The 26,459-nt window shown below is 38.1% G+C and carries 20 protein-coding genes and 1 pseudogene; 9 read left to right on the forward strand and 12 right to left on the reverse strand.

Annotated features, from left to right (window positions below):
• Positions 1-39 precede the first annotated feature (39 nt).
• Both fba and C6N34_RS03260 read right to left on the reverse strand, forming a co-directional pair.
• Positions 40-1,113, reverse strand: coding sequence for a class II fructose-bisphosphate aldolase (gene fba / locus C6N34_RS03255; RefSeq protein ID WP_006277166.1), 1,074 nt, complete (start codon positions 1,111-1,113; stop codon positions 40-42).
• Positions 1,114-1,398: 285 nt separating this feature from the next.
• A complete protein-coding gene (locus C6N34_RS03260; RefSeq protein WP_115538822.1) occupies positions 1,399-3,144 on the reverse strand; it encodes an ABC transporter ATP-binding protein in 1,746 nt (581 codons plus the stop codon).
• A gap of 121 nt (positions 3,145-3,265) precedes the next feature.
• On the opposite strand from C6N34_RS03260, the gene C6N34_RS03265 reads away from it, so the two are divergent.
• Entirely contained in the window at positions 3,266-4,048 is a 783-nt protein-coding gene (locus C6N34_RS03265) for an ABC transporter permease (protein ID WP_115538821.1), read from the forward strand.
• A 15-nt stretch (positions 4,049-4,063) separates the two neighbouring features.
• Positions 4,064-4,639 (forward strand): Uma2 family endonuclease, encoded by a 576-nt coding sequence (locus C6N34_RS03270; RefSeq protein WP_006277169.1) that lies wholly within the window; start codon positions 4,064-4,066, stop codon positions 4,637-4,639.
• Between the two features lie 95 nt (positions 4,640-4,734).
• On the opposite strand, the gene C6N34_RS03275 is transcribed toward C6N34_RS03270, so the two are convergent.
• Positions 4,735-5,478: a response regulator transcription factor gene (locus C6N34_RS03275; RefSeq protein WP_006277170.1), complete on the reverse strand. Its 744-nt coding sequence runs from the start codon at positions 5,476-5,478 to the stop codon at positions 4,735-4,737.
• Between the two features lie 390 nt (positions 5,479-5,868).
• On the opposite strand from C6N34_RS03275, the gene C6N34_RS03280 reads away from it, so the two are divergent.
• Complete coding sequence (locus C6N34_RS03280) at positions 5,869-6,591, forward strand: 4'-phosphopantetheinyl transferase family protein (RefSeq protein ID WP_057178475.1); 723 nt, start codon at positions 5,869-5,871, stop codon at positions 6,589-6,591.
• A 401-nt stretch (positions 6,592-6,992) separates the two neighbouring features.
• Positions 6,993-8,934, forward strand: a pseudogene (locus tag C6N34_RS03285) (ATP-binding protein).
• Here the strand turns inward: C6N34_RS03285 and C6N34_RS03290 are convergent.
• Positions 8,905-10,161 carry a glycosyltransferase gene (locus C6N34_RS03290; RefSeq protein ID WP_057178477.1) on the reverse strand — a complete coding sequence of 419 codons (1,257 nt, stop codon included), beginning with the start codon at positions 10,159-10,161 and terminating at the stop codon, positions 8,905-8,907. The pseudogene C6N34_RS03285 and the gene C6N34_RS03290 overlap by 30 nt on opposite strands.
• A 147-nt stretch (positions 10,162-10,308) precedes the next feature.
• Between C6N34_RS03290 and cofH the strand changes: the two genes are divergently transcribed.
• The 5 genes from cofH (at position 10,309) to C6N34_RS03315 (ending at position 16,687) form a co-directional block, all read left to right on the forward strand.
• A complete protein-coding gene (cofH, locus tag C6N34_RS03295; RefSeq protein ID WP_115538820.1) occupies positions 10,309-11,508 on the forward strand; it encodes a 7,8-didemethyl-8-hydroxy-5-deazariboflavin synthase subunit CofH in 1,200 nt (399 codons plus the stop codon).
• Between the two features lie 31 nt (positions 11,509-11,539).
• Complete coding sequence (psb27, locus tag C6N34_RS03300) at positions 11,540-11,938, forward strand: photosystem II protein Psb27 (RefSeq protein ID WP_115538819.1); 399 nt, start codon at positions 11,540-11,542, stop codon at positions 11,936-11,938.
• A gap of 249 nt (positions 11,939-12,187) precedes the next feature.
• Positions 12,188-14,425 (forward strand): NHL repeat-containing protein, encoded by a 2,238-nt coding sequence (locus tag C6N34_RS03305; protein ID WP_115538818.1) that lies wholly within the window; start codon positions 12,188-12,190, stop codon positions 14,423-14,425.
• Between the two features lie 321 nt (positions 14,426-14,746).
• Complete coding sequence (locus C6N34_RS03310; protein WP_115538817.1) at positions 14,747-15,529, forward strand: PIG-L deacetylase family protein; 783 nt, start codon at positions 14,747-14,749, stop codon at positions 15,527-15,529.
• A gap of 45 nt (positions 15,530-15,574) precedes the next feature.
• Positions 15,575-16,687: a glycosyltransferase family 4 protein gene (locus C6N34_RS03315; protein WP_057178482.1), complete on the forward strand. Its 1,113-nt coding sequence runs from the start codon at positions 15,575-15,577 to the stop codon at positions 16,685-16,687.
• A 64-nt stretch (positions 16,688-16,751) separates the two neighbouring features.
• Here the strand turns inward: C6N34_RS03315 and C6N34_RS03320 are convergent, their stop codons facing one another.
• The 8 genes from C6N34_RS03320 to C6N34_RS03355 all read right to left on the reverse strand — a co-directional run bounded on the left by C6N34_RS03320 (position 16,752) and on the right by C6N34_RS03355 (position 26,422).
• On the reverse strand, positions 16,752-17,663 hold the full coding sequence (locus C6N34_RS03320; protein ID WP_115538816.1) for an aspartoacylase: 912 nt from the start codon (positions 17,661-17,663) through the stop codon (positions 16,752-16,754).
• 56 nt (positions 17,664-17,719) lie between these two features.
• A complete protein-coding gene (locus C6N34_RS03325; RefSeq protein WP_057178484.1) occupies positions 17,720-19,144 on the reverse strand; it encodes an O-antigen ligase family protein in 1,425 nt (474 codons plus the stop codon).
• Between the two features lie 5 nt (positions 19,145-19,149).
• Positions 19,150-20,106: a glycosyltransferase gene (locus C6N34_RS03330; RefSeq protein ID WP_115538815.1), complete on the reverse strand. Its 957-nt coding sequence runs from the start codon at positions 20,104-20,106 to the stop codon at positions 19,150-19,152.
• Complete coding sequence (locus C6N34_RS03335; RefSeq protein WP_115538814.1) at positions 20,024-21,226, reverse strand: glycosyltransferase family 4 protein; 1,203 nt, start codon at positions 21,224-21,226, stop codon at positions 20,024-20,026. The genes C6N34_RS03330 and C6N34_RS03335 overlap by 83 nt, the downstream gene beginning before the upstream one ends.
• Before the next feature lie 196 nt (positions 21,227-21,422).
• The gene (locus C6N34_RS03340; RefSeq protein WP_115538813.1) at positions 21,423-22,415 is read right to left on the reverse strand and encodes a glycosyltransferase family 2 protein; all 993 of its coding nucleotides are present in this window, start codon (positions 22,413-22,415) and stop codon (positions 21,423-21,425) included.
• A 4-nt stretch (positions 22,416-22,419) separates the two neighbouring features.
• Complete coding sequence (locus tag C6N34_RS03345) at positions 22,420-23,571, reverse strand: glycosyltransferase (protein ID WP_057178826.1); 1,152 nt, start codon at positions 23,569-23,571, stop codon at positions 22,420-22,422.
• Positions 23,572-23,602: 31 nt separating this feature from the next.
• On the reverse strand, positions 23,603-25,432 hold the full coding sequence (gene hepA, locus C6N34_RS03350; RefSeq protein ID WP_115538812.1) for a heterocyst formation ABC transporter subunit HepA: 1,830 nt from the start codon (positions 25,430-25,432) through the stop codon (positions 23,603-23,605).
• Positions 25,433-25,477: 45 nt separating this feature from the next.
• The gene (locus C6N34_RS03355) at positions 25,478-26,422 is read right to left on the reverse strand and encodes a hypothetical protein (protein ID WP_006277187.1); all 945 of its coding nucleotides are present in this window, start codon (positions 26,420-26,422) and stop codon (positions 25,478-25,480) included.
• Positions 26,423-26,459 lie beyond the last annotated feature (37 nt).

Here is a 26,459-nt window from a genome sequence, read left to right on the forward strand (position 1 = left end):
GGGGTCTAGGTGTAACCCAGCCCCAATAAGTTTGTTGAATTAAACTGCAGCAGCAGCTTTTACAGCCAATTCGCCTTTAGCGTACTTAGCAGCAAAATCTTCTAGGCTAACTTGTTTGATTTTGCTCGCATTACCAGCAGTGCCAAACTGTTCATAACGATCAGCACAAACCTTCTGCATGTACTTAATAGAGGGCTTTAAGAAATGACGGGGGTCAAATTCTTTGGGATTTTTAGCCAGAGCTTCACGAACAGCAGCAGTGATAGCCAGACGGTTGTCGGTATCGATATTAACTTTACGTACGCCGCTCTTGATGCCTTTTTGAATTTCTTCTACGGGTACACCATAGGTTTCGGGGATAGCACCACCAAATTCGTTAATCAGTGCAATTAAATCTTCGGGTACGGAAGAAGATCCGTGCATTACCAAGTGGGTGTTAGGTAGGCGACGGTGAATTTCTTCAATGCGACTAATGGCTAAAATTTCACCAGTGGGCTTACGGGTGAATTTGTAAGCACCATGGCTAGTACCAATAGCAACAGCTAAAGCATCTACTTGGGTAGCTTCTACGAAGTCCACAGCTTGATCCGGGTCAGTTAATAATTGGGAGTGGTCAAGGGTACCTTCAAAACCGTGACCATCTTCTGCTTCACCAGCACCAGTTTCTAAAGATCCTAAACAACCTAGTTCACCTTCAACGCTCACACCTAAAGAGTGGGCAACATTAACAACTTCACGGGTAACTGCGACGTTATATTCAAAGCTGGCAGGAGTTTTTGCATCAGCTTCTAAGGAACCATCCATCATTACACTGGTGAAATTGTTCTTAATGGCAGAATAGCAAGTAGAAGGAGCATTACCGTGATCTTGGTGCATCACAATGGGAATTTGTGGGTATGTTTCTACCGCAGCCAAAATTAAGTGGCGTAAGAAGTTTTCGCCAGCATAGTTACGAGCACCACGAGAGGCTTGCAAAATCACGGGGCTATCTGTTTCAGCAGCCGCCTTCATGATTGATTGAATCTGTTCTAAGTTATTAACGTTAAAAGCGGGAATGCCATAACCATTTTCAGCAGCGTGATCTAAAAGCAACCGCATAGGTACAAGCGCCATAGATAATCCTCCTAATGTGTTTTTCAGCTGGGTAGTTTCAGACAGGCGTAAGGTTTACGCTAAATAAGAATTAGTTTTTTCAACTTATTAGGAAATTATATATAGTATGGGGTGTTTATGTTGAAAAACTTTGCTCCCCCACTCCCTATCATTTTTCAGTGTATCTTGTGTTTTATATTCACTGTTGTTACCCCTAATACTGTCAATGGCAGTTATTTCAGTATCTAACAATACAAAAATCTGGTTTTTAGGATGTAAATCGCTCTTTTTGCAGCTGTGCTAAAACTAACTCTGACTAAATTGTTGCGCATAAAAATGTGCATATTTACCTTCTAGGGACAATAATTGTTCATGATTCCCCGATTCCACAATTTGCCCTTTTTCTAGGACTAAAATGCGATCGCATTTTCTTACTGTTGACAATCTATGAGCAATAATTAATACAGTACGATTTTGCATTAATCTTTCTAAAGCTTGCTGCACAAGAGCTTCGGACTCGGAATCTAAAGCTGAGGTTGCCTCATCAAGTATCAAAATTTTCGGGTCTAATAGCACTGCACGGGCGATGGCAATTCTTTGTCGTTGTCCCCCGGATAGGTTGACACCCCGTTCACCCACCCAAGTTTGATAACCTGCTGGTAATTGGATGATAAAGTCATGGGCATTAGCCACCCGGGCAGCTGCTTCTACTGCTTTTTGGTCAAAGTTGTCTTGTCCAAAAGCAATGTTTTGAGCTATAGTTCCTGAAAACATAATTGTTTCTTGCGGAACAATACCAATTTGCTTTCTTAAACTATTTAATGTCACATCACGAATGTTGACATCATCTATAAAGATATTACCTGGTTTAGGATCGTAAAATCTGGGGAGTAAATTGACGAAAGTGGTTTTACCAGCACCGGAAGCACCGACTAGGGCAATGGCCTCCCCAGGACTGATAAACAGACTGACGTGATTTAAAACTAGCTCACCCGGTTTATAAGCAAAACTAACACCACGGTATTCAATCTTGCCATTAATACTGGGAAGAGTCATAGCAATAGGATTTTCTAGGACTGTTGGTTTAATAGCCAACAGTTCAAATACTCGTTCCAAAGAAGCCTCACCCTGTTTGAACTCATTATAGTTATGGGTAGTATGACCAATAGGATCAATTAGTAAAGCTGCTGCGGCTAAATAACTAAAAAACTCACCCACAGTAAGATTCTTCTGGGAAATCTGCCATACTCCCACCATAATGAGGGATAAAGCACTCAAGGCTTCTAAAAACCCTACAATAGGAATTTGAATCGCCTTTAGTTTTTCAGCGGAATATTTAGCCTTGAGGGTTCTTTGAGCTTCGTGAGTGAATCTAGCAATTTCATACTTTTCCGCTGCAAAGGCTTGAATTAAGCGAATACCACTAAAAACCTCGGTTAAAATAGCAGATAAATCAGAAATGCGATTTTGACTTTTGAGAGCATACTTACGTAAACGCTCCCCAAACCAACCAATTAAAACCCCCATAATTGGTGCTACTATCACCGTGGCTAAAGTCAACTGCCAATTTAAATAAATCATGTAGATGGGAATGGCAATCAGTTGTAAAACACAGGGGATAAAATCATGAAACAACTTATTGACAACCTCACCTACCCTGTCTACATCTTCTGTTAAGCGATAAGACAAATCCCCCGCTTTTGCTGTTTCAAAATAACTCAAGTTCAGTTTTTGTAAGTGTGTGTAGACATTTTGCCTGAGATGAAAAGCTACTCTCAAAGCAGCTTTGGACATATACAAGTCTTGAACGGACTGAAAAAAGCCCCGGACAAGAAATACCAAAGCACATACACCCGTTAATTGGGCGATCGCCACCACATTACCCTCTCCAAAAGGTAAAGCCAACTTACCAGCTAAGTGAATCAAGGTTAAAGTAGCGAAAACGTACCCTATAATGCCAATAAATCCTCTGGAGATAGTTGGCCACTGTTGCTGCAGATAGGGTAGAAGTAAACGATAATTAGAAAGTTCTTGGGAAGGTTCTTGGGTCATGTTTGGTAAATCAAAGGTCAACCATTAAGCAGGGAGGCACAATTATTTGTAGGATGGGTTAGCGGGCGTTCAACCTACGTTCATCTTATATTTAATTCCACCCACCCAGTTAATCATCAAAATGCAAAGATATTTAAAAGTCATCAGATTATTTTGGAGTGCAGCTATTGCTGCTGAAATGGAATATCGTTTAAATTTCATCATAGCCGCCCTCAGTAGCTTGGGGAATCTTTTGGGGGGGATTTTTGGGTTGTTTTTATTTTATCGTACGGGTTACACCTTTAGCGGATGGTCGTGGGATTCAGCCTTGGTTGTGTTGGGGGTTTTTACTCTCTTACAGGGTTTCTGGGCTACCTTTTTAGCTCCTAACTTAAACCGGATTGTGCGTCATGTGCGAGAAGGTACATTAGATTTTGTTTTATTAAAACCCATTCGTAGTCAGTTTTGGTTGTCAACCCATATTCTTTCCCTCTGGGGACTACCGGATCTACTATTTGGTTTGATCATCATTGGTTATGCGGGTAAAAATTTGGGTTTGGGACTAGATGACTATTTTTGGGGTATATTACCTCTCGGTTGTAGTCTGGTCATTCTCTATAGTTTATGGTTCATGTTAGGATCAACCAGTATTTGGTTTACGAAGGTTTATAATACCACCGAGGTGTTACGGGGACTGTTGGAGGCGGGTAGGTATCCCATGTCCGCATATCCCATGGGCTATCGAGTTTTTTTTACTTTTGTAGTTCCAGTATCTTTTCTGACTACCGTTCCTGCTCAAGCCATCTTAGGTCAAATCCATGTCGTTTGGCTAATAAGTGCTGTTTTTTTAGCCCTGTTTTTATTTTTCCTTTCCACTTGGTTTTGGCGATTTGCCCTAAGATTTTATACTAGTGCTTCCAGTTAAAAAGGAGATAAAAACATGACACCCTTAATTCTAAATAACTCGGAAACAATACCCATTACCCATGAACAATTCTATGAACTTTGTGTCGCCAACCGTGACCTGCAACTGGAGCGAACTGCTCAAGGGAACCTAATTATTATGCCACCTACAGGAGCGGAAACCAGTAGGCGTAATTCAGATATTAACCTGGAGTTGGGCCTATGGAATAGACAAACAAAATTAGGGATAACTTTTGATTCATCTGGCGGTTTTAGCCTTCCTAATGGAGCAGATTTTTCTCCCGATGCAGCTTGGATACCTTTGGAAAGATGGCAAGCTCTAACTGCAGAACAAAAAACCAGATTTTTGCCCATGTCTCCTGATTTTGTGATTGAACTATGTTCTCCCAGTGATTCTTTGAAACCTCTGCAAGCTAAAATGCAGGAGTATATAAATAATGGAACCCGCTTAGGTTGGTTAATTAACCCAAAAAACCGCCAAGCCGAAATTTATCGCCCAGGAGAAGAAAAACAAGTTTTGGAAAACCCATCCACCTTATCAGGAGAAGATGTTTTACCGGGATTTGTTTTAAATCTTGAGTCAATCTGGTAGGAGTTAATACTAATAATATCAAAATAATATCAAAAATATATTGAGAAACCCCGTGTTTCAATCGGGGAATCAAGAAAGCTCAATCCCTGGTCAAATCATTCTACCAGTGTCATGTTACTTGCTTCACCAGATGGAGGTACAGCAGGTAACTCCAAACAATAACCTGCGCCATAAACCGTCTTAATATAACGAGGACGACGAGGATCAGGTTCAAGTTTGGTTCTGAGATGGCGAATGTGAACACGAATGGTTTCAATATCATCATCAGGGTCATAACCCCAAACTTCTCGCAGGATTTCACTGGGAGAGACGGTCTGACCATGACGTTGAAGTAAACAGTGAAGTAACTCAAATTCCAGATGAGTTAGTTTCACGGTTTCATGGAACCAGATAGCTTCAAACCTTTCTGGGACTAGAGTTAAGGACCCATAATTGAGAATTTCACTGTGCTTGGCAGCTTGGGGTATGCGATCGGCTCGCCGCAACAAAGCTCTGACTCGGGCCAACATTTCCTCTACTTCAAAAGGTTTTGTTAGGTAGTCATCCGCACCGGCGTTAAATCCCTCTACTTTGTACTGGGTTTGGTTTAAAGCGGTCAACATTAAGACGGGAATTTCAGCAGTACGCTCATCCCGACGCAGTCTTTGGCAAATGGTAAATCCATCTACTCTTGGCAACATCAGGTCAAGTAAAATCAAGTCGGGTTGTAGTTGGAGAGCCAGCGCCTGACCTTTAATACCGTCTTCAGCTTGACTAACATCGTAGCCAGCCATTTCTAAGTTGACGGCAACAAGTTCTGAAATCGCTGGGTCATCGTCTATGACAAGAATCCTGGGCATTATTAAAAAATTATGACTACCTTATATTTAACGATAAATTAAGAATCTTTGATATATACAAAGATTACTTTTCCGACGGACAAGAACATTTAAAATTGAACATAAGGACTAATGTGGTAAAGGACTTAGGTTCACAATTAAAGACATGAAAATAATATCAGTTTACACCACCAGATGTAACTCACAAATTACAGTTTCTAACCCATATTTTTTCGAGGTCACATTGAGTCAGGAGTCAAGTTGATCATTACATACGGAATAAATAAAGTATATCTTTTTACTTATTTGTTCTTAATGCACAAAAATAACATAAAAACAATAATTATTTACAATTTGTAAAATCTAGGTTATAAAATTTAGGATATAACACCCTAAGAGCTGGAATTAGTTGTGAATCAGTCTATTGTTTGGCAACGGGCACCTGAAAATTTCCAGTTGTGTGATCAGGAAGTACATATCTGGAAGATTAACCTGAAGGTATCACCATGGGAAATGGAATTTTACCGCAGGGTTTTATCTGGTGATGAAATAGCTCGTGCAGAAAGATTTTATTTTCCACAACACCAAGAGCGGTTTATTGTTGGTCGTGCCTTTCTTAGAAAAATCCTGTCGAAGTATATAAACGTAGAAGCAAAAGAAATAGAATTTGAGTATGAAGAGAGAGGAAAGCCATTATTAGGCTTGAAGTTTAAGCATTGTGGAATATGCTTTAATTTATCCCATTCTCAAGACCTAGGTTTATGTGGTGTGAGTCATAATAGACTAATAGGAGTAGATTTAGAAGGTATTCGTCACACATCAGATATAGAAAACTTAGCCAAGCGCTTTTTTTCAGTTAGGGAATATGAGGTAATTAAATCAGTAGCTCCGGAAGAACAACAGGAGATATTCTTCCGTTATTGGACTTGTAAGGAGGCTTATTTAAAAGCTACTGGGAAAGGTATATCTGAACTAGCTCAAGTAGAAATAGAATTATCGCCAAATAAATCTGCTAAATTGTGCATAGTAGGAAATTGGCAATTAAAAGAACTAGTACCAGCAGAGAATTTTGCAGCAGCAGTTGTTATAGCTAATCATAATCATTTAGACAGGTTTAGGTTTTGGGAACCTTGAAGGGGGTAAATGCGATCGCGTAGGGAGTGTTTCGCAACCCCTATATATGTTCCGTGGGTTTGTTGGGTTATTAAACTCAACCTTGTATATTGAGAGAAGTGGTAGACCGTCCCTATATTCTGTAGCTTAAACTACATTCCAAATTTATAATTGCTGCCATGAGATTGAAAAACTTGATTAACTCATGAATAACTAATAAACTTGAGGTAAATTGAAATTATCCTACAGAATGACTAGAGATGATTTGATAAAACAAAGACTAGGAGTTGTTATGGGAGCAGGGTGTCATTAGTTAGGTATATCAATGTGAAATAATGTCAGGGTGAAAACCTTTGTTGCATCTAATTAATTTTTGTTATTCCTCCACAATTCTGTCCCGATCTAAGGATAACTGAAAATCAATGGTTCGAGAACAAACAACAGATCTTCATGTAAATACTAGAAAAACAGATGTATTTGATATTTTTAACTTCAAGTATTATATTGGACCAAATCCCTATTTAGATACAGCAGCCATAGTATTTGACTTCGCCTTGACTGAACATCAAGATCCCCTACCGATGGAAGACTATGTTCACACTATTAGTGATTTTTATCCCCAGTTAGCTGAACAAACCTATGAATTATATGCTGATTTATTTGCTCGAGTTGTATCAGAAGTTAATAAATTAGATATATCCCTATATTTCAATCTTTACAGTATAAATTCATATCATTCCTATGTAAAGATTGCCATTCAAGCATTGCATGAACATACAGCCAAGTCAGTAGTTTACTTAGTTTGGGACTGGTTTGAAAATATTAGCAAAGAACGGTATTTCCCCCTTGAAGAGAGACTGATAAAATTACAAGATCAATTTCGTAAATCTGTTTATGGTGGACCGACTGTCTATGCTTTATGGCAAACTGCTTACCAACAGGGTATTCCTACTTTTTATCTATGGGAAGAGGGGTTAATGCAATATGGTTATGGAAAAAAACAGCTGAGGGGAATTGGGACCACCTTTGATGTTGATAGTCATCTGGATTCCGAATTTACCACTCGTAAAGATGACTGTAAGGAATTTTTGAACCGATTGGGTTTTCCTGTCCCCAAAGGTGATATTGTAACTTCAGAAAGACAAGCTCTAGCTGTAGCTCAAGAAATTGGTTACCCCGTTGTCATTAAACCTGTGTCTGGTCATAAAGGAATTGGTGTTACCCCTAATATAAGAGACTCGAGAAAATTAAAATCTGCTTATGAGTTAGCAGTTTCAGCAATTCCTAAAGACCTGTCAGTTAGAGTGATTGTTGAAGAAAGTATCTGGGGAAAAGATTTTCGTTTGTTGTGTGTGAATGGTAAATTTGTTGCTGCAACAGAACGCCGTCCACCGTCGATAGTTGGGGATGGTTATTCGACAATTGAGGAACTAATTGCCAGAGAAAATAATCAACCACAAAGAAGAGATACCCCCACTTCTTCTATGAGTAAGATTGTGATTGATCGGGCTATGGAACGATATTTATATGGTCAAAGACTAGATTTAGATAGTGTAATTGAGAAAAATCGCATTATTTATCTTTCTGATGTTGCTAATATCTCTTCCGGTGGTGTTAGCATTAATGCTACTGATAAAATTCATCCAGACAATATTATTCTTGCAGAGGAAATTGCTCAAAATTTTCGCCTCACTTGTTTGGGGATTGATGTAATCGCTAAAAATATTGCCCATTCTTGGCGATATGGTAATTTTGCTGTTTTGGAAATTAATGCAGCACCGGGTATTTTTATGCATGTTAATCCTGTTATTGGTAAAAGTGTTGATGTTCCGCACTATATTCTATCACAGTTTTTCCCCTCTGCTGAGGATGCTAGAATCCCAATTATAACTTTTAATCGAATTACTAAGATGGCTTTACTGCATACTATTGCTTACTTGTTGTCAGAATATCCAAAATTAAAAATCGGCGGTGTTTCTCGTGAAGGTTCGTTTTTAAATCTTGCTCAGAGATTTTTTCATAGAAGATTATAATCGCAATGTTCAAAGTTTGTTACGTCATCCCCAACTGGATTTATTTATTGCTGAATATTCTGGGGATATTTTAGAAAGTATGGGAATGGTTTATAAAGGTAGTAATATTGTTGTTTTAGATCATCCCACTGCAGCTGAGATGGTCTTGTTAAGAGATGCGATAGATGGTTCTATAGTTATTACCAGACAAAAACAAAATGTTTCCATTCGACATAAGGGGGTCGTCCAACATTTGATTGTCAGATCAGATGTGGAGTTTTGCAATCTTTATCTGGAGAGAATTTCACAATTTATTCTAATGTCACTTGATGTCTGTTACCCGCCAACTTAATTTTAAATTAAGCCAAAAATTCCAAATTGTGGTCACGCCAATTGCTATGAGGTTTGCAATATAACGATTGGAAATTAAAAATTGAACCAGAAATTTTAATATCAATACATTTATCATTAAACCCGCTAAACAAATCAAGTTGAATTTATAAAATCTCTTTATTCGCTGTTTCCAACTCCGTTGTTGGATAGAAATATCCCCAAATGTCCATGCATCATTCCACAGGAAATTATTGAAAATTGCCAGCTCCCCAGCTAGGATTTTGCTACCAATTAGGGGTAAAGCTAAAGTATCACTCAATAAGTACAGCACGACCGTATCTACAAACACCCCACTTAGTCCCACTAAACCAAATCGCATAAATCTACCTAGAGGAAGGGTAATTTGTAAGTTGAATTTCTGACTGATTTTTCCTAATCTTCCCGTAGATAAACGTAGACGTATTAGGTGTTGAATGTATTCTAGATACTGCTTCCAAGTTACTTTACTTTCCCCCTCCTCGCGTTCACAGAATACATAACCAACTTCCCCAATTTCTTTGACTTTTCCCCTTGCAATTACTTCTAAAATAATTTTATAGCCTATGGGGTTCATCTCTACTCCAGCGATCGCATTTCGACGTACCATAAAATAACCACTCATGGGGTCACTAACTTTACCTAGGATATGTGGTAAAATAACCAACCCTAAAATTTGGGCTCCACGGGATAGAAATCGTCTGACTAGGTTCCAGCTACTAACACCACCACCATCCACATGACGACTGGCCACGGCTAAATCAGCTCCCCTTTTGATTTGGGATAACAGTTGTAATAGTATCTCTGGAGGATGCTGTAAATCCCCATCTATTACCCCCAAAACTTGCCCTTTGGCAGCTTGCCAACCTCTAATTACCGCTGAGGACAAACCTCTTTCCTGTTGACGACGCATCACTCGCAATTGGGGATATTCTGGAATTAATGATTCTGCTACTTGCCATGTCAAGTCGGGACTATTATCATCAACTACTATTAGTTCGTAGTTATTGGGAATACTCTCCTCTAGTATGCTGTTGATGATGTTAATCATTTTATGAATGTTTTCTCGCTCTTGATAGGTGGGAATTACCAAGGATAAGAGAACAACATCATCATTCCACCCCAACTCGAAAGCTGGATATTCGGCAATTTTTAAGGGACCCGTGGGGGTAATTAATTTTGATTTTTCCACAAGTTGTGCTATTTCCATGACTTTGACGCTGGAACATCATACCGCAAATACATAAGATGTAAAATCGGCTTTTAATGTTAAATTAGGTTAACTATCGTTAATTTTTGTTTTTCCGCTTATTTACTTATTGACATACTACTTGTCCTACCAAAAAAATCAAAACCAGTGAATAATATAACATTAACTCCTATCAACCCTATTTTAGAGCGATCGCTACTAGGATCAGATATATCACCATCAGAGGCAGTAATTTTACTAAAGCAAACTGATCCAGAAACTATAAATACCATTCGGGAAACAGCTGACAAGCTCCGCCAAAAACAAGCAGGAGAGGAGGTGACCTACGTTATCAATAGGAATATTAACTTTACCAACATCTGTGAACAACATTGTAGTTTTTGTGCATTTCGGAGAGATGATAGTGATGAGGATGCCTATTGGCTAGATTGGTCACAAATTTTGGAAAAGTCTGCGGATGCGGTAAGTCGAGGCGCAACGGAAATTTGTATGCAGGGAGGACTCAACCCAAAAGCCCAAATCCATGGTAAGTCTCTACTATATTACATTAAACTAATAGAAACTATTAAACAAAACTTTCCTCAACTACATATACATGCTTTTTCTCCTCAAGAGATACAATTTATTGCAAAACTAGACAGTATTTCTTATGAGCAAGTAATTACAGATTTAAGAGATGTAGGTTTGGGTTCCATACCAGGAACAGCAGCAGAAGTGTTGGATGATGAGGTGAGAAAAGTATTATGTCCCGAAAAGATCAACACAGCAACATGGCTGGAAATTGTCACTACGGCCCACCAATTGGGTTTATGCACCACCAGCACTATGTTGTCTGGACATATTGAAACTCCAGAACAGCAAATTACACATCTAGAAAAACTGCGCCAACTCCAGCAAGCAGCACACGAAAAAGAATACCCAGGTCAAATTACCGAATTTATTTTACTTCCGTTTGTGGGTCAAGATGTACCAAAACCCCTACGTCGTCGAGTTGGTAGAGACCAACCCATTTTAGCTGATGCACTCTTATTAACAGCAGTAGCAAGAATATTTTTGGGTAAGTACATACCTAATCATCAACCAAGCTGGGTTAAATTAGGACTGACCGGTGCTATGGAAGCTTTAAATTGGGGTTGTAACGATATTGGAGGGACTTTAATGGAAGAACATATTACTACTATGGCTGGTGCAATTGGTGGCACATGTGTGGAAGTAGAAACCCTACAAAATGCCATCCTATCTTTAAATAGACCGTATCAACAGCGTAATACCCTGTATGTTCGCTTGTCTCCGGATTTCAACAACAGAGAGAAGTCAATCCCCGGATACCAATCCAAGATAGGATGAAACTTGATTTACCTTTTTGTTTTAATTGGATATGAAGAGTTATTGGTCGCGTTTGCTGGCACTGATTTTAGTGATTACCATTGGTTTGATGGGTTGTTCCGGTACTCCCGATAGTTTGACTGGAGATTATCGTCAAGACACTCTAGCAGTTGTTAAAGTGATGAGACAAGCCGTGGAAGTATCACCTAATGACCCTAATAAAGCAGCAATTCAAGCGGAAGCACGTCAAAAAATCAATGACTTTTCTGCCCGTTATCAGCGTTCTAGTTCAGTTTCTAGTTTAAGCTCCTTTACGACTATGCGAACTGCGCTCAATGCTTTGGCAGGTCATTACAGTTCCTACCCCAATCGTCCCGTACCCCAAAAGCTAAAAGATCGCTTGGAATTTGAGTTTAATCGTGTTGAATTGGCGCTCAAGCGTGGTTACTAATTATCGGTTCCAATTTGATCAGGTTAAGTATTTTTTATAAGCAGGCTTGTCCTGCTTTTTCTATGAGATCACGTTATAAAAAACTGGTAAATACGGCCCATCTAAGTTGAAATTGTTCCTAGTAAGATAGAATTAAAGGAGATTATTTTTTTGATGAAGATTTGACAAATTTCATAGAAACAGGAAATTTCAGCTGTTAGGTTATTAGTGGTTGATGATCTTGCTATTGTGCCTCCCTAATTAGCGAAAATGAATTTATTTCCCAACAGCTCTATTGTTTATCAGAAATATATGAGAATTGTTCATCAAATTGTTCATCAAATTCATAAGATTCTTAGTAGTTTATTTTCTCAAAAGTCCTCTTTACTCAAATCTGGAAACATAGGTTTTCAGATGTTACTGGTCACAATTTGTGGATTGATAATAATTTCTAGCACTACAGCATCTGGATTTGAATACACAACATCCTGGGTAGGTAATACTATAGGTAAGGGAAAACTGAGGGTACAAAATAATATAGAAGCTATGTATGTGACAGCCAATGGGCTGATTTACACAAATAGTATTTGGGATGAAAATGGAGGAGAAGCAGGAATATATGAAAATGGTAAACCCATTGCATTTTTAGAAGATTTACATGGTTGGTATCGTCTTGGTGGTCGAGCAGTAACTGCAAATAATAAATATATTTATGTAGCCATGAGTCAAGGATCACTCCAAGGTGAAAAAGGAGGTGACAAAGATAGTTATCCACCCCAAGATAAAACTTGGTATTGTGTTAGACGTTATAATTTACAAGGAAAACCTATTGCTTTTACCCAAGGTAAGGGTTGGGACAAAAGTATGTTGGTTATTAGTGACCAAGCGGAAGTAACCGGGTTGGCCACCCTTGGTGATAAATTGTTTGTCAGTCATGGGGGTAGTAATATGGTGAGAATTTTTCATAGGGAAACTATGGAAGAAATTGGCAGATTCCCTGTAGAAAATCCTGGAGGAATAGTTATTGATCAGCAGAATAATTTGTGGATTATCCAAAATAAAAAAGGGAACAAATCTGGAAAAGTATTGCACTACAGTCCCTCTGGGAAAAAATTGCCACAAGAAATTATGGATGTGCAAGATCCAACAGCGATCGCCATGGATCCGAAAAATAGATTATTGGTTGCAGAAAATAGTGAACGCCAGCAGATAGTAATTTATGAAATAAAGAATCAACCTTTACAGGTGGGAACTTTTGGAGATAAAAAAGGTATTTATGGTGGTGTACCGGGAGCAGTTAGAGATTTAAAACTCTATGGTATTACTGCCATTGGTACGGATCGAGTAGGCAATCTATATATTAATAGTAATGGATTTAATAGATCGGGAACAGATCTGAGGAAATTTTCTCCTTCAGGAAAATTACAATGGCAATTACTGGGTTTAATATTTGTGGATAATGGGGATACGGATCCGCAAAGTGACGGGACAGTCATCTTCACCAAACATGAAAAATACCTAGTAGATTATAGTAAACCCATTGGTAAACAATGGACTTATCAGGCCTATACTTTAAACCCTTTTAAATATCCTCAAGACCCTCGGTTACACACCGCCCCTGATGGTCCGATTTTTCGCCGTATTCAAGGCAAACCATTTTTATTTCTGACGGACATGTTTGGGCGTTTATTACAAATTTATCGCTTTCAACCACAAACTGATGGGGAAATTGCAGTTCCTGCAGGGATGTTTGTGGGAACTAATGATAAAGGTAAAGCCATTAATGGTAATTGGCCTCCCCTTCAACCAAGTAAGGGAGAATGGATTTGGCGTGATAAGAATGGTAATGGTGCATTCGAACAAAATGAGTATGAAAGCAGCGAAGATTATTTATATATAGGTGGTTGGTGGGTAGATACTAAAGGGGACGTATGGAAAACCCTACGGACTGAGGATGGTATTCGTCACTATCCTCTACAGGGATTGGATAGTCGGGGAAATCCAATTTATAGCTATGGTTCTATGAAAAGAGAAAGAACTCCTCGTATGTTTCGAGATTTGCGCAGGATTGAATATTTCCCAGACACAGATACTATGTATTTGTCTGGTTTTACAGTTGATCATCCTTCCGTTGGTGATGATACCGGGGTTGTGGGATCAGAAATTATCCGCTTTGATCGCTGGAGTCAAGGAAATCGCACTCCCAAATGGCGAGCAGTAATTCCCTATGACAATACAGGTCAACGAGAAGTATCTACTGCTGCTATGAGCGTAGCAGGAGATTATGTATTTGCTGTTACAGTTAAAACTGCGGAGGTCTATGTTTATAGAAACGATACGGGAAAATTTGTGCGCAAATTTGGTCCAGGTCCAGAAGTCGGTAAGGAAAGTGGTTGGGTGGATATTCCCCATGGTATTCGAGCTTTTCGTCGTCGCAATGGTGAATACTTATTGTTTGTAGAGGAGAATAGAAATGGCAAGGTGATTATTTATCGGTTCCGTTTTTAAAAACAATGACCATCTTCATATTCACATTCTGAATTTACACAATCAACAAATATCAGGTGTCTACATTCATTATCATAGTGAATAGGTTGTTAAGTAGGTGAGTGGAATTAAACATAAGATGAACGTAGGTTGGGTTGAGGAACGAAACCCAACGCCCCCATGGGTTACCCTACCACTAACCCATCCTACAAATAATTGTGCCTCCCTACTTAGCTAAATTCTGGCTTTAGCTATAACGCCTATGACCATGGGATTGATGTTCATTAACAAGTTGATCCGTAATTAATAAATGACGGTTTTATGAGTAGTTTTATGAGGAATATGCAAAAAACAACTTTGAGTAAATTACAAAGATTAATTCCCATTCATTTTTTAAGTACCATTCAGTATATCCATGCCTGTTTACTTTCGCACTGGATTTTACGATGGGGGAGTCAACCAATAGCATTGACCACAGCACCAGTTATGGTTTTCTCCCCCCATCAGGATGATGAGACTTTTGGCTGCGGGGGAATGATTGCTCGCAAACGACAACAGGCAATTAGGGTGGGAGTGGTGTTTCTTACCGATGGAAGAGGTTCCCATGGACTAGAACCTAATATCCAAAATCAGGTTATGCAAATTCGTCAGCAGGAGTCCCTACAAGCATTAGAAATTTTGGGAGTTCCCCAAACAGAAATTAAGTTTTTAAATAGGGAGGATGGCAGTTTATTAGATTTGAATATTTCTCAAAAAAGACAACTGATCTCAGAAATAGTTACTTTGTTAAGAGATTATCAACCAGGTGAGGTTTATGTGCCTCATTTTAAGGATTGTCACAGAGATCACGAGGCTACATATTCTCTGGTAAAAGAGGCGATCGCCGAAAGTGGAATAAGCGTAGAACTTTTGCAGTACCCTATTTGGATTTTTTGGAGAGCACCATTATTTATTCTGTTAAAATTACGGGATATTGCCCCAGCTTATAGATTATCAGTTGCACAAGTTCAATCTCAAAAACAACAGGCGATCGCCGCCTATTCTTCTCAAATATCCACTCTTCCTCGGGGCTTTATTAAGAGATTTTTACAAGCGGAAGAAATCTTCTTTAAAACGGAATATTAATTCTAGAGAAAATCAGTTTAAAAAAATACTGAGGAGTAAAAATAAATGCGAATTTTACACTTAACTAACCATATTCAAAATGTTGGTAACGGTATTGTCAATGTGGCAGTAGATTTGGCTTGTTTACAAGCCACAGACGGTTTAGAAGTGGCAATTGCTTCCCTGGGAGGAGAATACGAAATACTCTTAGAAAAGTATGGTATTTCTCACTTTGAATTAGACCAGTCCCGGAGAGTAACCAAGTTAATTAAGGCAGTTTATTCCTACCGGGACATAATTAAAAAATTTCAACCTGATATAGTTCATTGCCACATGATGACAGGAGTTTTACTAGCAGGAATTTTTAGAAATAATCATGAATATGGTTTAGTTGCTACAGTGCATAATGAATTCCAACGCAGTGCAATATTAATGGGATTAGCAGATCGGGTAATTGCAGTCAGTCATGCGGTGGCTAATTCGATGATCCGTCGTGGAATCCCATCCCGAAAATTGCGGGTAGTTGCTAATGGCACTTTGGGGAGTCCCAGACATAAAAAAATTCAAGAATATCAACCTATGAAATTACATCATCCAGCTATTACTACAGTAGCAGGAATGTACACGCGCAAAGGCATTAGTGAATTAATTCAAGCCTTTCAAATCATTGCCCAGGATTTTACTCAAGCTCATCTCTATATTGTGGGTGAAGGTCCCGATCGGACTATGTTTGAAGCCATGGTACAAAAGTGTGGGGAACTTAAACATCGTATTCATTTTGAAGGATTTCAACCGGAACCACAAAGATATATGTTATCAACAGATATCTTTGTTTTGGCTTCCCATTGTGAGTCATTTGGCTTGGTTCTCACGGAAGCTAGAGAAGCTGGTTGTGCTATTGTTGCTACTGATGTAGATGGCATTCCAGAAACTTTAGATTATGGTCAAGCAGGTATTTTAGTTCCTCCTCAAGATAGTCAAAGTTTGGCTTATGCTTTAATCCAACTTTTGAGGGATCGCCATAAGCTACAAGCTTGGAAATTACGTGGTCAACAAAATCTTCAAAGATTTAGCACCACACGTGTGAGTGAGGAAACTTTGAGCATATACCGGGAATTAAGCAACAAATATAATGTCTTCTCCCCTATTGACACCAGGCAATTGGTAACGGGTAAGTAGCTTGGGGGATAATTTCAAAGTCTAGACTAAGCCACATTGTCATTTCTTAATCTCCTATATATAACTATATATCAACTAGTTTTTTATGAGTCAAATGCATGGCAATTCCTTTTTCATAATAGGCAGCTTCATTAATAAAAACTGGATAAACTGTAGACTCTCCTTGGTAAAAAATCTCTTGATTATCAAAGGTTAGAAAAATTGCATCACCGAAATTTAGTGGTTGATAATCTTTATATTCAAGTTGGGGATGAATCATCCCTTGGAGATCCCCCAATTCATTTCTGGGGTAGTCAACTGTACTCATAAATTCATAAACTTTTAGTTTCTTCCCATTGGACTTCTGATTAATGGAAATTTTACCTTGATTATAGTTTTCAAAAAAATCTAATATTGCATAAACGATTTTTGCTGTTTGTTGAAATAGTTGGGCATTTAAAACTCCTTGAGGGACAGGACCTACTTCTAAAGTGAAACCTAGTTCACTTAAAGAACGCAAAAAACCACCACTGGGTGTTTCTGGGTGAAAACATACTTTAATTAAGGGACTTATACTGGTTAAGTGAGCTATTAAAGTGAGCAATATGGGGTGCATACTATTAATGATCATACATAATCCCATATTGGCAGTGGTTGTATGTATGTCAATTATAGCATCTAATTTTTGGGGATGGTGTGGTTGCAGAAGTTGCCAAATTTCCTTAGCTCTTGATTCCTCATATATAGAAGTATTGGCATTGAATAATATGTCTTTGGTAAAACAACGATTCAAATCTTTATCAACATATCTTCTCCCAGCATTAATAGCTGGGGTGTTACCAAGTAAACAGATGGTTTCAAAAGTTTCTCTCTCAATTAAATTTCCATACTTTTCAAAGGTTTTGACCAAATAAACTCCAATCAGTTCATTACCGTGAATTCCTCCTGCAATTATTACTCGACTGATTTCACGATTAATTGGCTGGTATGCTAACATTTTGATGCCCTACTCTGATGTTTTTATCAGTCTAGCATCTTTGGTAGTTTGTTTTATTAATAATGGTGTTTATAATATTTATGGGCAGCCATAGATACAGCTAAGAACCCCCACATAATCATACCCGCAACACCTAACATCCCGCTGTAAATAATTAACTGGGCACATGAACTTATGCCAATAGCACGAGCTGCACTGATAAAAACATCCCGTTTAGCTTCAGTACAGTTAATCACAGCAACCAGGATCAGGACTAATCCGCTAGTATAGGGTATGGCACCAAACCAACCCAGGGTAAAAAACATATCTAAAATGCCACTGTCAATGACAACAACTTCAATCTGTCCTGTCTTTTCATTTACCTTCCAAATATTTCCTACTCCATTACCCAGAGGGGTAGAAAGTGCTAAGTTTAGATTCCTATCATAAGTTTTAGATCTGTCCTGAAAACTACTATCCTCTTCTAACTTGGAAAAACTTTCAAGCCGTGTGGTCACAACTTCAGAAATAGGTTTTATGGTGACTAAGGGTATAATACTAAGAACCATTATTAAAATGATTACTGCTAGGCGCATTTGAACTTTTGCTTTTACAGAACCTAGCATGATGAGAATTCCCAATAACCAACATCCCCAACTAGTGCGAACTTGTGACAGTAAAAATGACAAATACCCTACCACTGAAGCAGGAAAAATTAAAGGTCCATAACTGGTAAATAGCAATAGTAATCCTGTTTGCATAACCGCACCGAAAGTACCTGGTGAGTGCAGGATACTCCAAACTCTCATGCCAAATGGTTTGGGAGATCCAGCACTGGTAAACATTTTTGACTCTACTAACCAAAATCTGTCCCACTCAGGAGCAAATATAAATTGATATATCCCATAGGCTCCTATTAGTAAAACAGCCCAAATAAACACCCGTTGTATATTTTGGCGATAGCTGGGATAATCTCGCCAATTGATAAATAAATGAAAGCCAAAAATAATTGGAGTAAACCAGTCTAAAAAGCCTCGGATAACTGATATTGGTTGATTGTAAAGCAGTCCAACTAACAATCCATAAATAACAGCGATTAAGGCTAAGATAAACGGTAATCCCCCTTCTTTGAGAGCGCGAGGTAAGTTTTTAATTATCGAAGCAGTAGTTATCAGTACTACTAAATAAGGTGCTACTAAAATTTGACGGGTGGGATCCCAACCCACTCGATAATCTATTAATCTTGCTAATAATGGGGTAATAAACCATATCCACCAGGTAAAACCAAGATAGAGAATGGAATGACGCAAATATAAAAATATTCCTACTAGAAGGGCGCTAACAGGAAAAATAATTCTTAGTAAGTTGGCAGCACCGACAAAATAACAGGTACTTATAAATAGAATAAAGGAAAAAATGATTACCCAACTTTGGGCTGATCTATCTTCCGGGGAATAGGAGGATTGTAAAAAGCTATTGAAAAGCAGTTGTTTGGAAGTCACTTTTTTTAGGAGTTGGAAATTATCAATTGATTGGTTTTATTGGTTTGCCATGCTTGCCAACGCCCAAGCAAAGAAGCGTGCAATTTTTTGTTAACAATTCTCCCTTGACTAGGTAAAAATCTTAACCATTGTACTATGCCTAAAGCATCTCTTGTTCCTATGAATATTGCCCATAATAAAAAAACGATTTGTCTTAAAGGTGGCAAGTATTCTAGTAAAACTAGGGTTTCATTATGAACTAGGTTGGTTAGGGCAATTTCATTGAAATTTTCCCTCTGATCTTCATCAAAACGTGTGGCTGGGTAGTGATCTACTGCTATATGGGGATCATAAATTATTTTCCATCCCACACGTTTAAGAGCTAGGGTAAATGCCATTTCAAAATGTACTTGAGCTCCTGTACCGCGCATCCTTTCATCAAAAGTTAGTTTCCCTATGGACTGGGTGCGAAAACTCATGTTTACACCTTTGAGAACATCTACTTCGCGAGCTTTTCCTGTTCCTAGATGATGATTACCAATAACCCTTCCAAACCACTGTACACGTCCCACAACCGCACGGGAATCTCCCTCCACCTTATCTCCCCTATGTACCCAGTCTCTTCCACCTACTGCACCAATATCAGCATCTTTGGTGAAATGGGCAGTGATTTTTTCCAACCAGTCAGGATGGGGTGCAGCATCATCATCGGTGATGGATAGGACATCACCATTGACAACTTTTAATCCAGTGTTCAGAGCTTGTACTACTCCTGGTTTGGTAACTGTAACTATTTGCAATGGTAGGTTATCAGAAGATAGTTCACTTGGTAATTGATTTAAAAATTCCCAGGTCTGTGTATCCACATCCCTAACCACTATAATTATTTGATTAGCTGGTCTAGTTTGGGCTTGCAGTGCGACAAGGCAACGCCATAGATCGTGGGGACGACGATAAGTAGGGATAAGAACCGTATTGCGCATTTTGGATTACTTCATTAAATAAATCTAAATAGTTTTGTGCCATTATCTTCCAGCTATATTGCTCAGCAATAGCACGAGCAGCCTTGCCCATTTTTTGACGTAACTGATAATCGCTTTTTAGCAATTCTAAAGACTGAGCTAGGCTATTTATATCATTGCAGTCAGCTAATACAATTCCACAAGCAGGGGTAACTAGATCTGCTGCACCTGTGCTTTTGGACGTAATTACTGGTAAACCAGAAGCCATTGCTTCAATTACTACTAGTCCAAAAGGTTCATAACGGGAAGGAAATACAAAAAAATCTGCTGCTTTTTGCAGAAGTGGCATATCTCGACGATAACCTAAAAAATGTACTCGTTGACCTAATTGTAATTTTTCTACCATTTTGGGATAGGGACTATTTTTAGTTTCTCCCACCACGGCTAAATGTAAATCGGGAACTTTTACTAAGGCCTGAAGTACCGTATCTAAATTTTTGCGGGAGATACGAATATCTCCTGCAAACATTGCTAAAGTGACATTTTTTGGTAAACCTAATTCCTCCCTTTCTATGCTTCCCGGTGTGAATTCTTCTAGGTCTACTCCATTGGCAATCACGCGAATTTTTCTGGGATCTACACCAATATTTATTAGTTCCTCCGCCACTTTTGTGGAAACCGCTACCACAACTTTACTTTTGCGAAATGCCTGTTTTTCCCAATAGGAATTGATCCCGGTATATAGCCACTGATATAAACCATATAGGTCTCGATGCTCTTGAGAAATATGTACAGGCGATCGCCACCAAGAGTTATGTACAAAATGCACAGCATTGACATCACTATTAACTCCAGTAATTGCACCATTAACTTTTACGATGTCAAACTCTCCCCGATGATCTCGTAACCAGCTGCCACTTTTTTGGGCAAAGACCAAATTACGAATGAATTCGGTGGGATATTTATGGACAATAATTGGAACCCAATCAACGGAAATACTGTCTGCTAGTTCAGGAGCGACTTCACTGGCCAATAATGTTAATTGATGACCACGACGTAGCAATTCCATCGCTATTTCATAATTAACTCTACCCTGGCCATCACCTTTTCTAATCTTGTGGGTGACAATACAGATTTTCACTTCTCACCTCAAACTTCTAGTTGTTCTAGTCCTAAAAACTTCTGCTAATTTTTTTACCATTATCTGTTATAAAACTAATACAGGAATAAACCTACAAATTAACGGAACTGAAAAATCATCTCCCAAAATTTGTTTATTTGGTCTATGCTACGATTATATAAAAAATCTGGCTAAGATCAAGATTAATGTCTAATCTTCATGAATTACTGCTCAAAAATTTATTAATTAATTTTGGATGAAAGAAACTAATTAATAAGGCAATAATAGTCCGGAAATTCAATCTTCCTTGCCGTAAAACTTCCCAAAAATAAGAACGTGCCGCAGATGGTTGATTTTCTCTTATCAGTCCAATACCTAGTGTTGTATGTGCTTCTAACCATAATTTTTTAAAGTGATTATAGAAAGACTGTAAATGGGGGTCATTCATAAATATCTTATAACAGAAAATTTCACTTTCAGCCTTGCTGATTTTTGCTTTTACATTGCGTCTACCACTGAGCATAGTTTCCGTTTGTTCATGTTCGCGATAGTAAGTTAGTTTTTCTGGGACATAGTAAGCACCATAGCCAGATACAGAGGATAAATATGTCAAATATAAGTCCCACATTCCTCCTACCTGCAAGGGAATAGCATCCCAATTAATCAAACCATTACGAATTACACAAGCAGCAGCGGTGGGGATACTTTTATCGACTAATCCCATTTTTAAAAAATTCCTATGTATTCCAAGGGATATTTGATCTCGTTTATAAGCACGAGAACTTTTCTGGGTGGCATCAAGATTGATTTGACCATTAGCATCTATAATATATTGGTCACAAAAAGCAAGAATCAAATCCGAATTGTTCTCCAAATGTGGTATGAGTGTGGCAAGAAAATCAGGATGCCATAGGTCATCATCATGGAGAGTAGCGATATATTTACCCCGTGCCATTTTGAGAGCATGAATCTGATTTTTGAGCATCCCTACATTTTGTGGGTGTTGCCAAAATCTGATCCGTGGATCACAAAAATCAGCTACTAAATTTGCTGGACTTTCTGGACTACAATTATCCGAAACAATAATTTCAATATTCTGATATGTTTGAAGAGCAGCACTGAAAATTGCTTGTTTGAGATATTGAGGACGATTATAAGTAGGGATAATCACACTAACTAAGGGTGGTAGTAAGTCAGAAGTTATGGACATGTTGTTAACTCACCTTTTGATAAATGGTTTCTAGGAAACGTAAAGCTGTGGGAGCAGGACTATAATTTTTCATAGCCCATTTTCTACCCTCTGTAGCAATTGCTGGTAAAATTTCCGGTTGATCCGCTATTCTTTCAATTGTGGCTTTAACATTATCTAAATCCACACCAATATAATGTGCCCAATTTTCTGGCATAACAGGTAAACAAACACCATATTTTTCAAAATCCACATGAAAAGTAACACATCCAGCTGCTAAAGATTCCCACAATCGCCAACTGTCCCACTGTACTATCTGATGGGATTTTAACTGTAAATGATTGAGCATTTGCTTACCTATACGATTCAGTAAACTGGCTGGGTCATCAGGCCAGCTAGGCACAAAAAAACCTCCAAAACAAGCACAAGCAATGGAGTTTTTTAGACGCTGGTAAAAGCTGGGATAATGTCTCTTACCGGTTTGTAACCACTGCAATTGATGATATGGGTCTGATGTTAGATTGTGGGGACTATCAATAGTGTGGTCTATGGAGAAAATTTTACTGATTTGGGGTATAAACATCCGAGAACTAATATTTCTCACAGGATGGCCTTTTTTCCAGTGGCGAAAATTAACCAAAATTTGTTTTTGACGATCATCAAAATCTGGCACTGTGTTCAGTTCTCGCAAAATTCGACTGCTTAAACCAAAAGCCCAAGGGTAAAAATTATTCCTAGATTTACTATTTCCATATTGTAACTTACGATTATAATGGGTTCGAAAAATAAAATCAAACTGGTTGAATTCAGGTCTAAACCTATAAGTTTTATCACTGTCTTCTCCATCTAAGTAAACCGTAAGATATCCACGATTCGGTTTAAATAGATTATCTACCCAGGCATAATTAACAGACAACCAAATATTAGTCAATATAACCAAGTCACAATCATCAAAGGTAATATTTGGGTTATAATTAAAAAGATATTTTTCCTCTTGAGATGATTCTAACCAATAATTTACATTAGCAAAAAATGAGATTCCTAGTTCCTGAAAACCTTCAGCTAAACAAACCAGTAAATGTTGAAACTGATCACCAACATCATCCAACTCTCGAGGATCACATAAAAAATATACTTTACCATTAAACTTATGTTTCAACTGTGCAATTATTGTCATGTGTTTTGTATATTTGATAAAGAACCAGAAACTATCTGATATCATTTTGGGTCTGATAATATTGCCAAAATTTACCTTGTTGTTGAATCAGATCTTGGTATGAACCCTGTTCCATAATTTTTCCCTGTTCAATGACCACAACTTTATCAGCTTTAGCCACTGTAGAAAGACGATGGGCAATAACAATTACTGTTCGCCCAATAGTGAATTTATCTAACAACTCTTGAATTACCTGCTCTGTAATTGCATCCAATGCACTAGTTGGCTCGTCTAAAATAAGGATTTCAGGATTTCTCACTAAAGCTCGAGCAATGGCAATTCTCTGTTGTTGTCCTCCAGATAATTGCATGCCATCAGCACCAATTATGGTATCAAAACCTTGAGGTAATTTTTGAATAAATTCAAGAGCATTGGCTAACCGTGCAGCTTCAATAATTTCTTCCTCGGTGGCCAGGGGTGTACCATAGGCAATATTATGACGAATTGAAGTGTTAAAAATAAAACTTTTTTGACCAACTATAGCCATTTTCCAACGCAGAGAGTTGATTTCAAATTTTTGGAAATCTAACCCATCTAACAAAATTCTCCCGTTAGTTGGTTCATGGAATCTAGCAAGTAAGTCAGCTAATGTGGTTTTGCCACCACCTGATGCACCAACTAGGGCAGTCATTTTACCTTTTTCTATTGTCAAGGTGATATCTTTGAGAACTAAATGATTGGGTTCATAACCAAAATTTACAGCCTGTATGTCTATAGCTTTTTGAATTCCACCAAATTCAAGATAGCCATTTTTAAAATAGGCCTTATTTTCAGATTTCAATAAATCTTTGATATTTTCTACCGCACCAGCTTGAGTATTTAAGAATGCTAAAACTCCGTTAACATCTTGAATCATTGGTACCAAACGAAACAGTACGAAAAAGAAAGTCAGGAGGTTAGAAATTGGCATTAAATCTACAACTACAGCCACGCAAATGATACCAACTAAAATCAGAGTTGATATACTATCCGCCAGGGGTTTAACTATCAGGGAAATCCAATAAACTCTACGCCAAGATTTAACAATGTTGGCGCTGGCTTCAAAGTATCTTTGCCGTTCAAACTGTTGTGTACAAAAAGCATGAACTACACGAATACCATCCAAAAACTCCAGCACTCTAGTGGTAAAAATATCATTGGCTTTAGTAATCTCGAAACTGCGTTCCCTAATATGTTTATTTAGTGTCGATAGTCCTAAGGCTAAAAAGCTAAATAAGAAAATAGACAAGATGGAAAGATGCCAGGATAAAACAAATAGGGAAATTGAGTAAACTGCTAAAGTAAGACTTTTAGTGACTAAAAAAGCCAATCCTCCAAAAATCTGTCTAATTCTCTCCATTTCATTGGTGAGAGTATTAATCAATTCTCCAGAGCTTTTTTTAGAAAAGTAACCCAGAGTTTGTGTACTCAATTGCTCAAAGATGCGTTTGCGCAAGTTATCTACTAAATTAATCTCACTAAACTGAATACATAATTGTCCTACATAGTTAAATAATGCCCGTACACAGGTAGTAATTACAATGAGAGAGGATATGCGATATAATCGTTCTATTACTGGGGTATTAACTCCTAAAATAAAAATATCAACCCAATCAATTCCCGTTTTTACAGGTGCAGCAGAAGGAGTGGTTAAACTCTGTAGAAATACCAACAAAAAACCTAAACCAAACCCCTCGAAACTAGCAGCAAGAGCTGAAAAAAATATGGCACCAATGGCCATCAAGCGAAAATGCTGGAACTCTTTGAGAATTAATTTATGGTTTTGCCAAAAACTTGCACTTTGCAAGATTTCGAGAGGGAGACTAGCAAGTTTAAGGTGCATAGGAATTATCAATAGTAATAGAATTAATCACAATCAAGAGAAAAATTACATAGGAGCACGACGGATAAAACGACCAATAGCTGAACCAAGTAAAATCTCCAAATTTTGCTGCATTAATTTGGCATTGGAATAAAGTTTAATAGGTGTATAACTGTGTTTCCAATACAATTTATCTGTGATGCTAGGAGCACTACCCAACAAAGCACTCAGCATCAACTTCTTACGCCAAGGCTTGATATTTGGTACCGTCGCATGAGACATAATAGTACCACCAGGAATAAAATCCATACCGTCAGGTCCAACCGTACTTAAAGGATAATTATTTAACATTAAAGCTAAATTCAAGTAGGTTTGATCTCCATATAAATAGGGAGGAAAATTAAAAGTACGACTCCCGTATAGATCCGTTAGGTCGCTATAACCCAATTTCTCACCTATTTCTTGCAAATTTTGCCAAGTAGTCAGAACTGATTGATATTGCTTGGGTATGCCAATAAACCCACTATTATAGTGATAATCTAATTGACGTTCACAAATAAAACCATTACTTTCGGCGAATTCTTTCCATGCTAGTCTTCGGGGATGATTAGCAGGAACCAAATACCAGGAGTCACCACAAATGGCAATCCCCCGACTAACCCAGTTTTCATAAAAGTTCCATTTACACTTATTGACTATATCAGGATCAAAGTAAAATAATGCCTCCATATCACAACAGTATTTTTGCCATAGTAGAGACATAAAATCAGGTTTGTAAAAACCTAGATGTTTATTGGTTTTTACCTCTATAAATCTGATGGCACAATCTGGAGACACAGTAAACTCTTCGTAACCTGCTCCTGTTTTTAAATACTTCGCCCAACTTGGTAATTTACCACGATAGCCAGCCCAGCATATTCCTTTAAAACCATGATGGTGTAATGAGTTGACCAACGCGCCTACACCATAGTGGTAGTCTTTTTCAAATACGGTACAAATAGCGGTTTTCATTTTTTGTTGCCCTTGTTAGCTGTTGTTAATTATGTGA

This window comes from Cylindrospermopsis raciborskii Cr2010 (genome assembly GCF_003367075.2).
GTDB classification, from domain to species: domain Bacteria; phylum Cyanobacteriota; class Cyanobacteriia; order Cyanobacteriales; family Nostocaceae; genus Raphidiopsis; species Raphidiopsis raciborskii.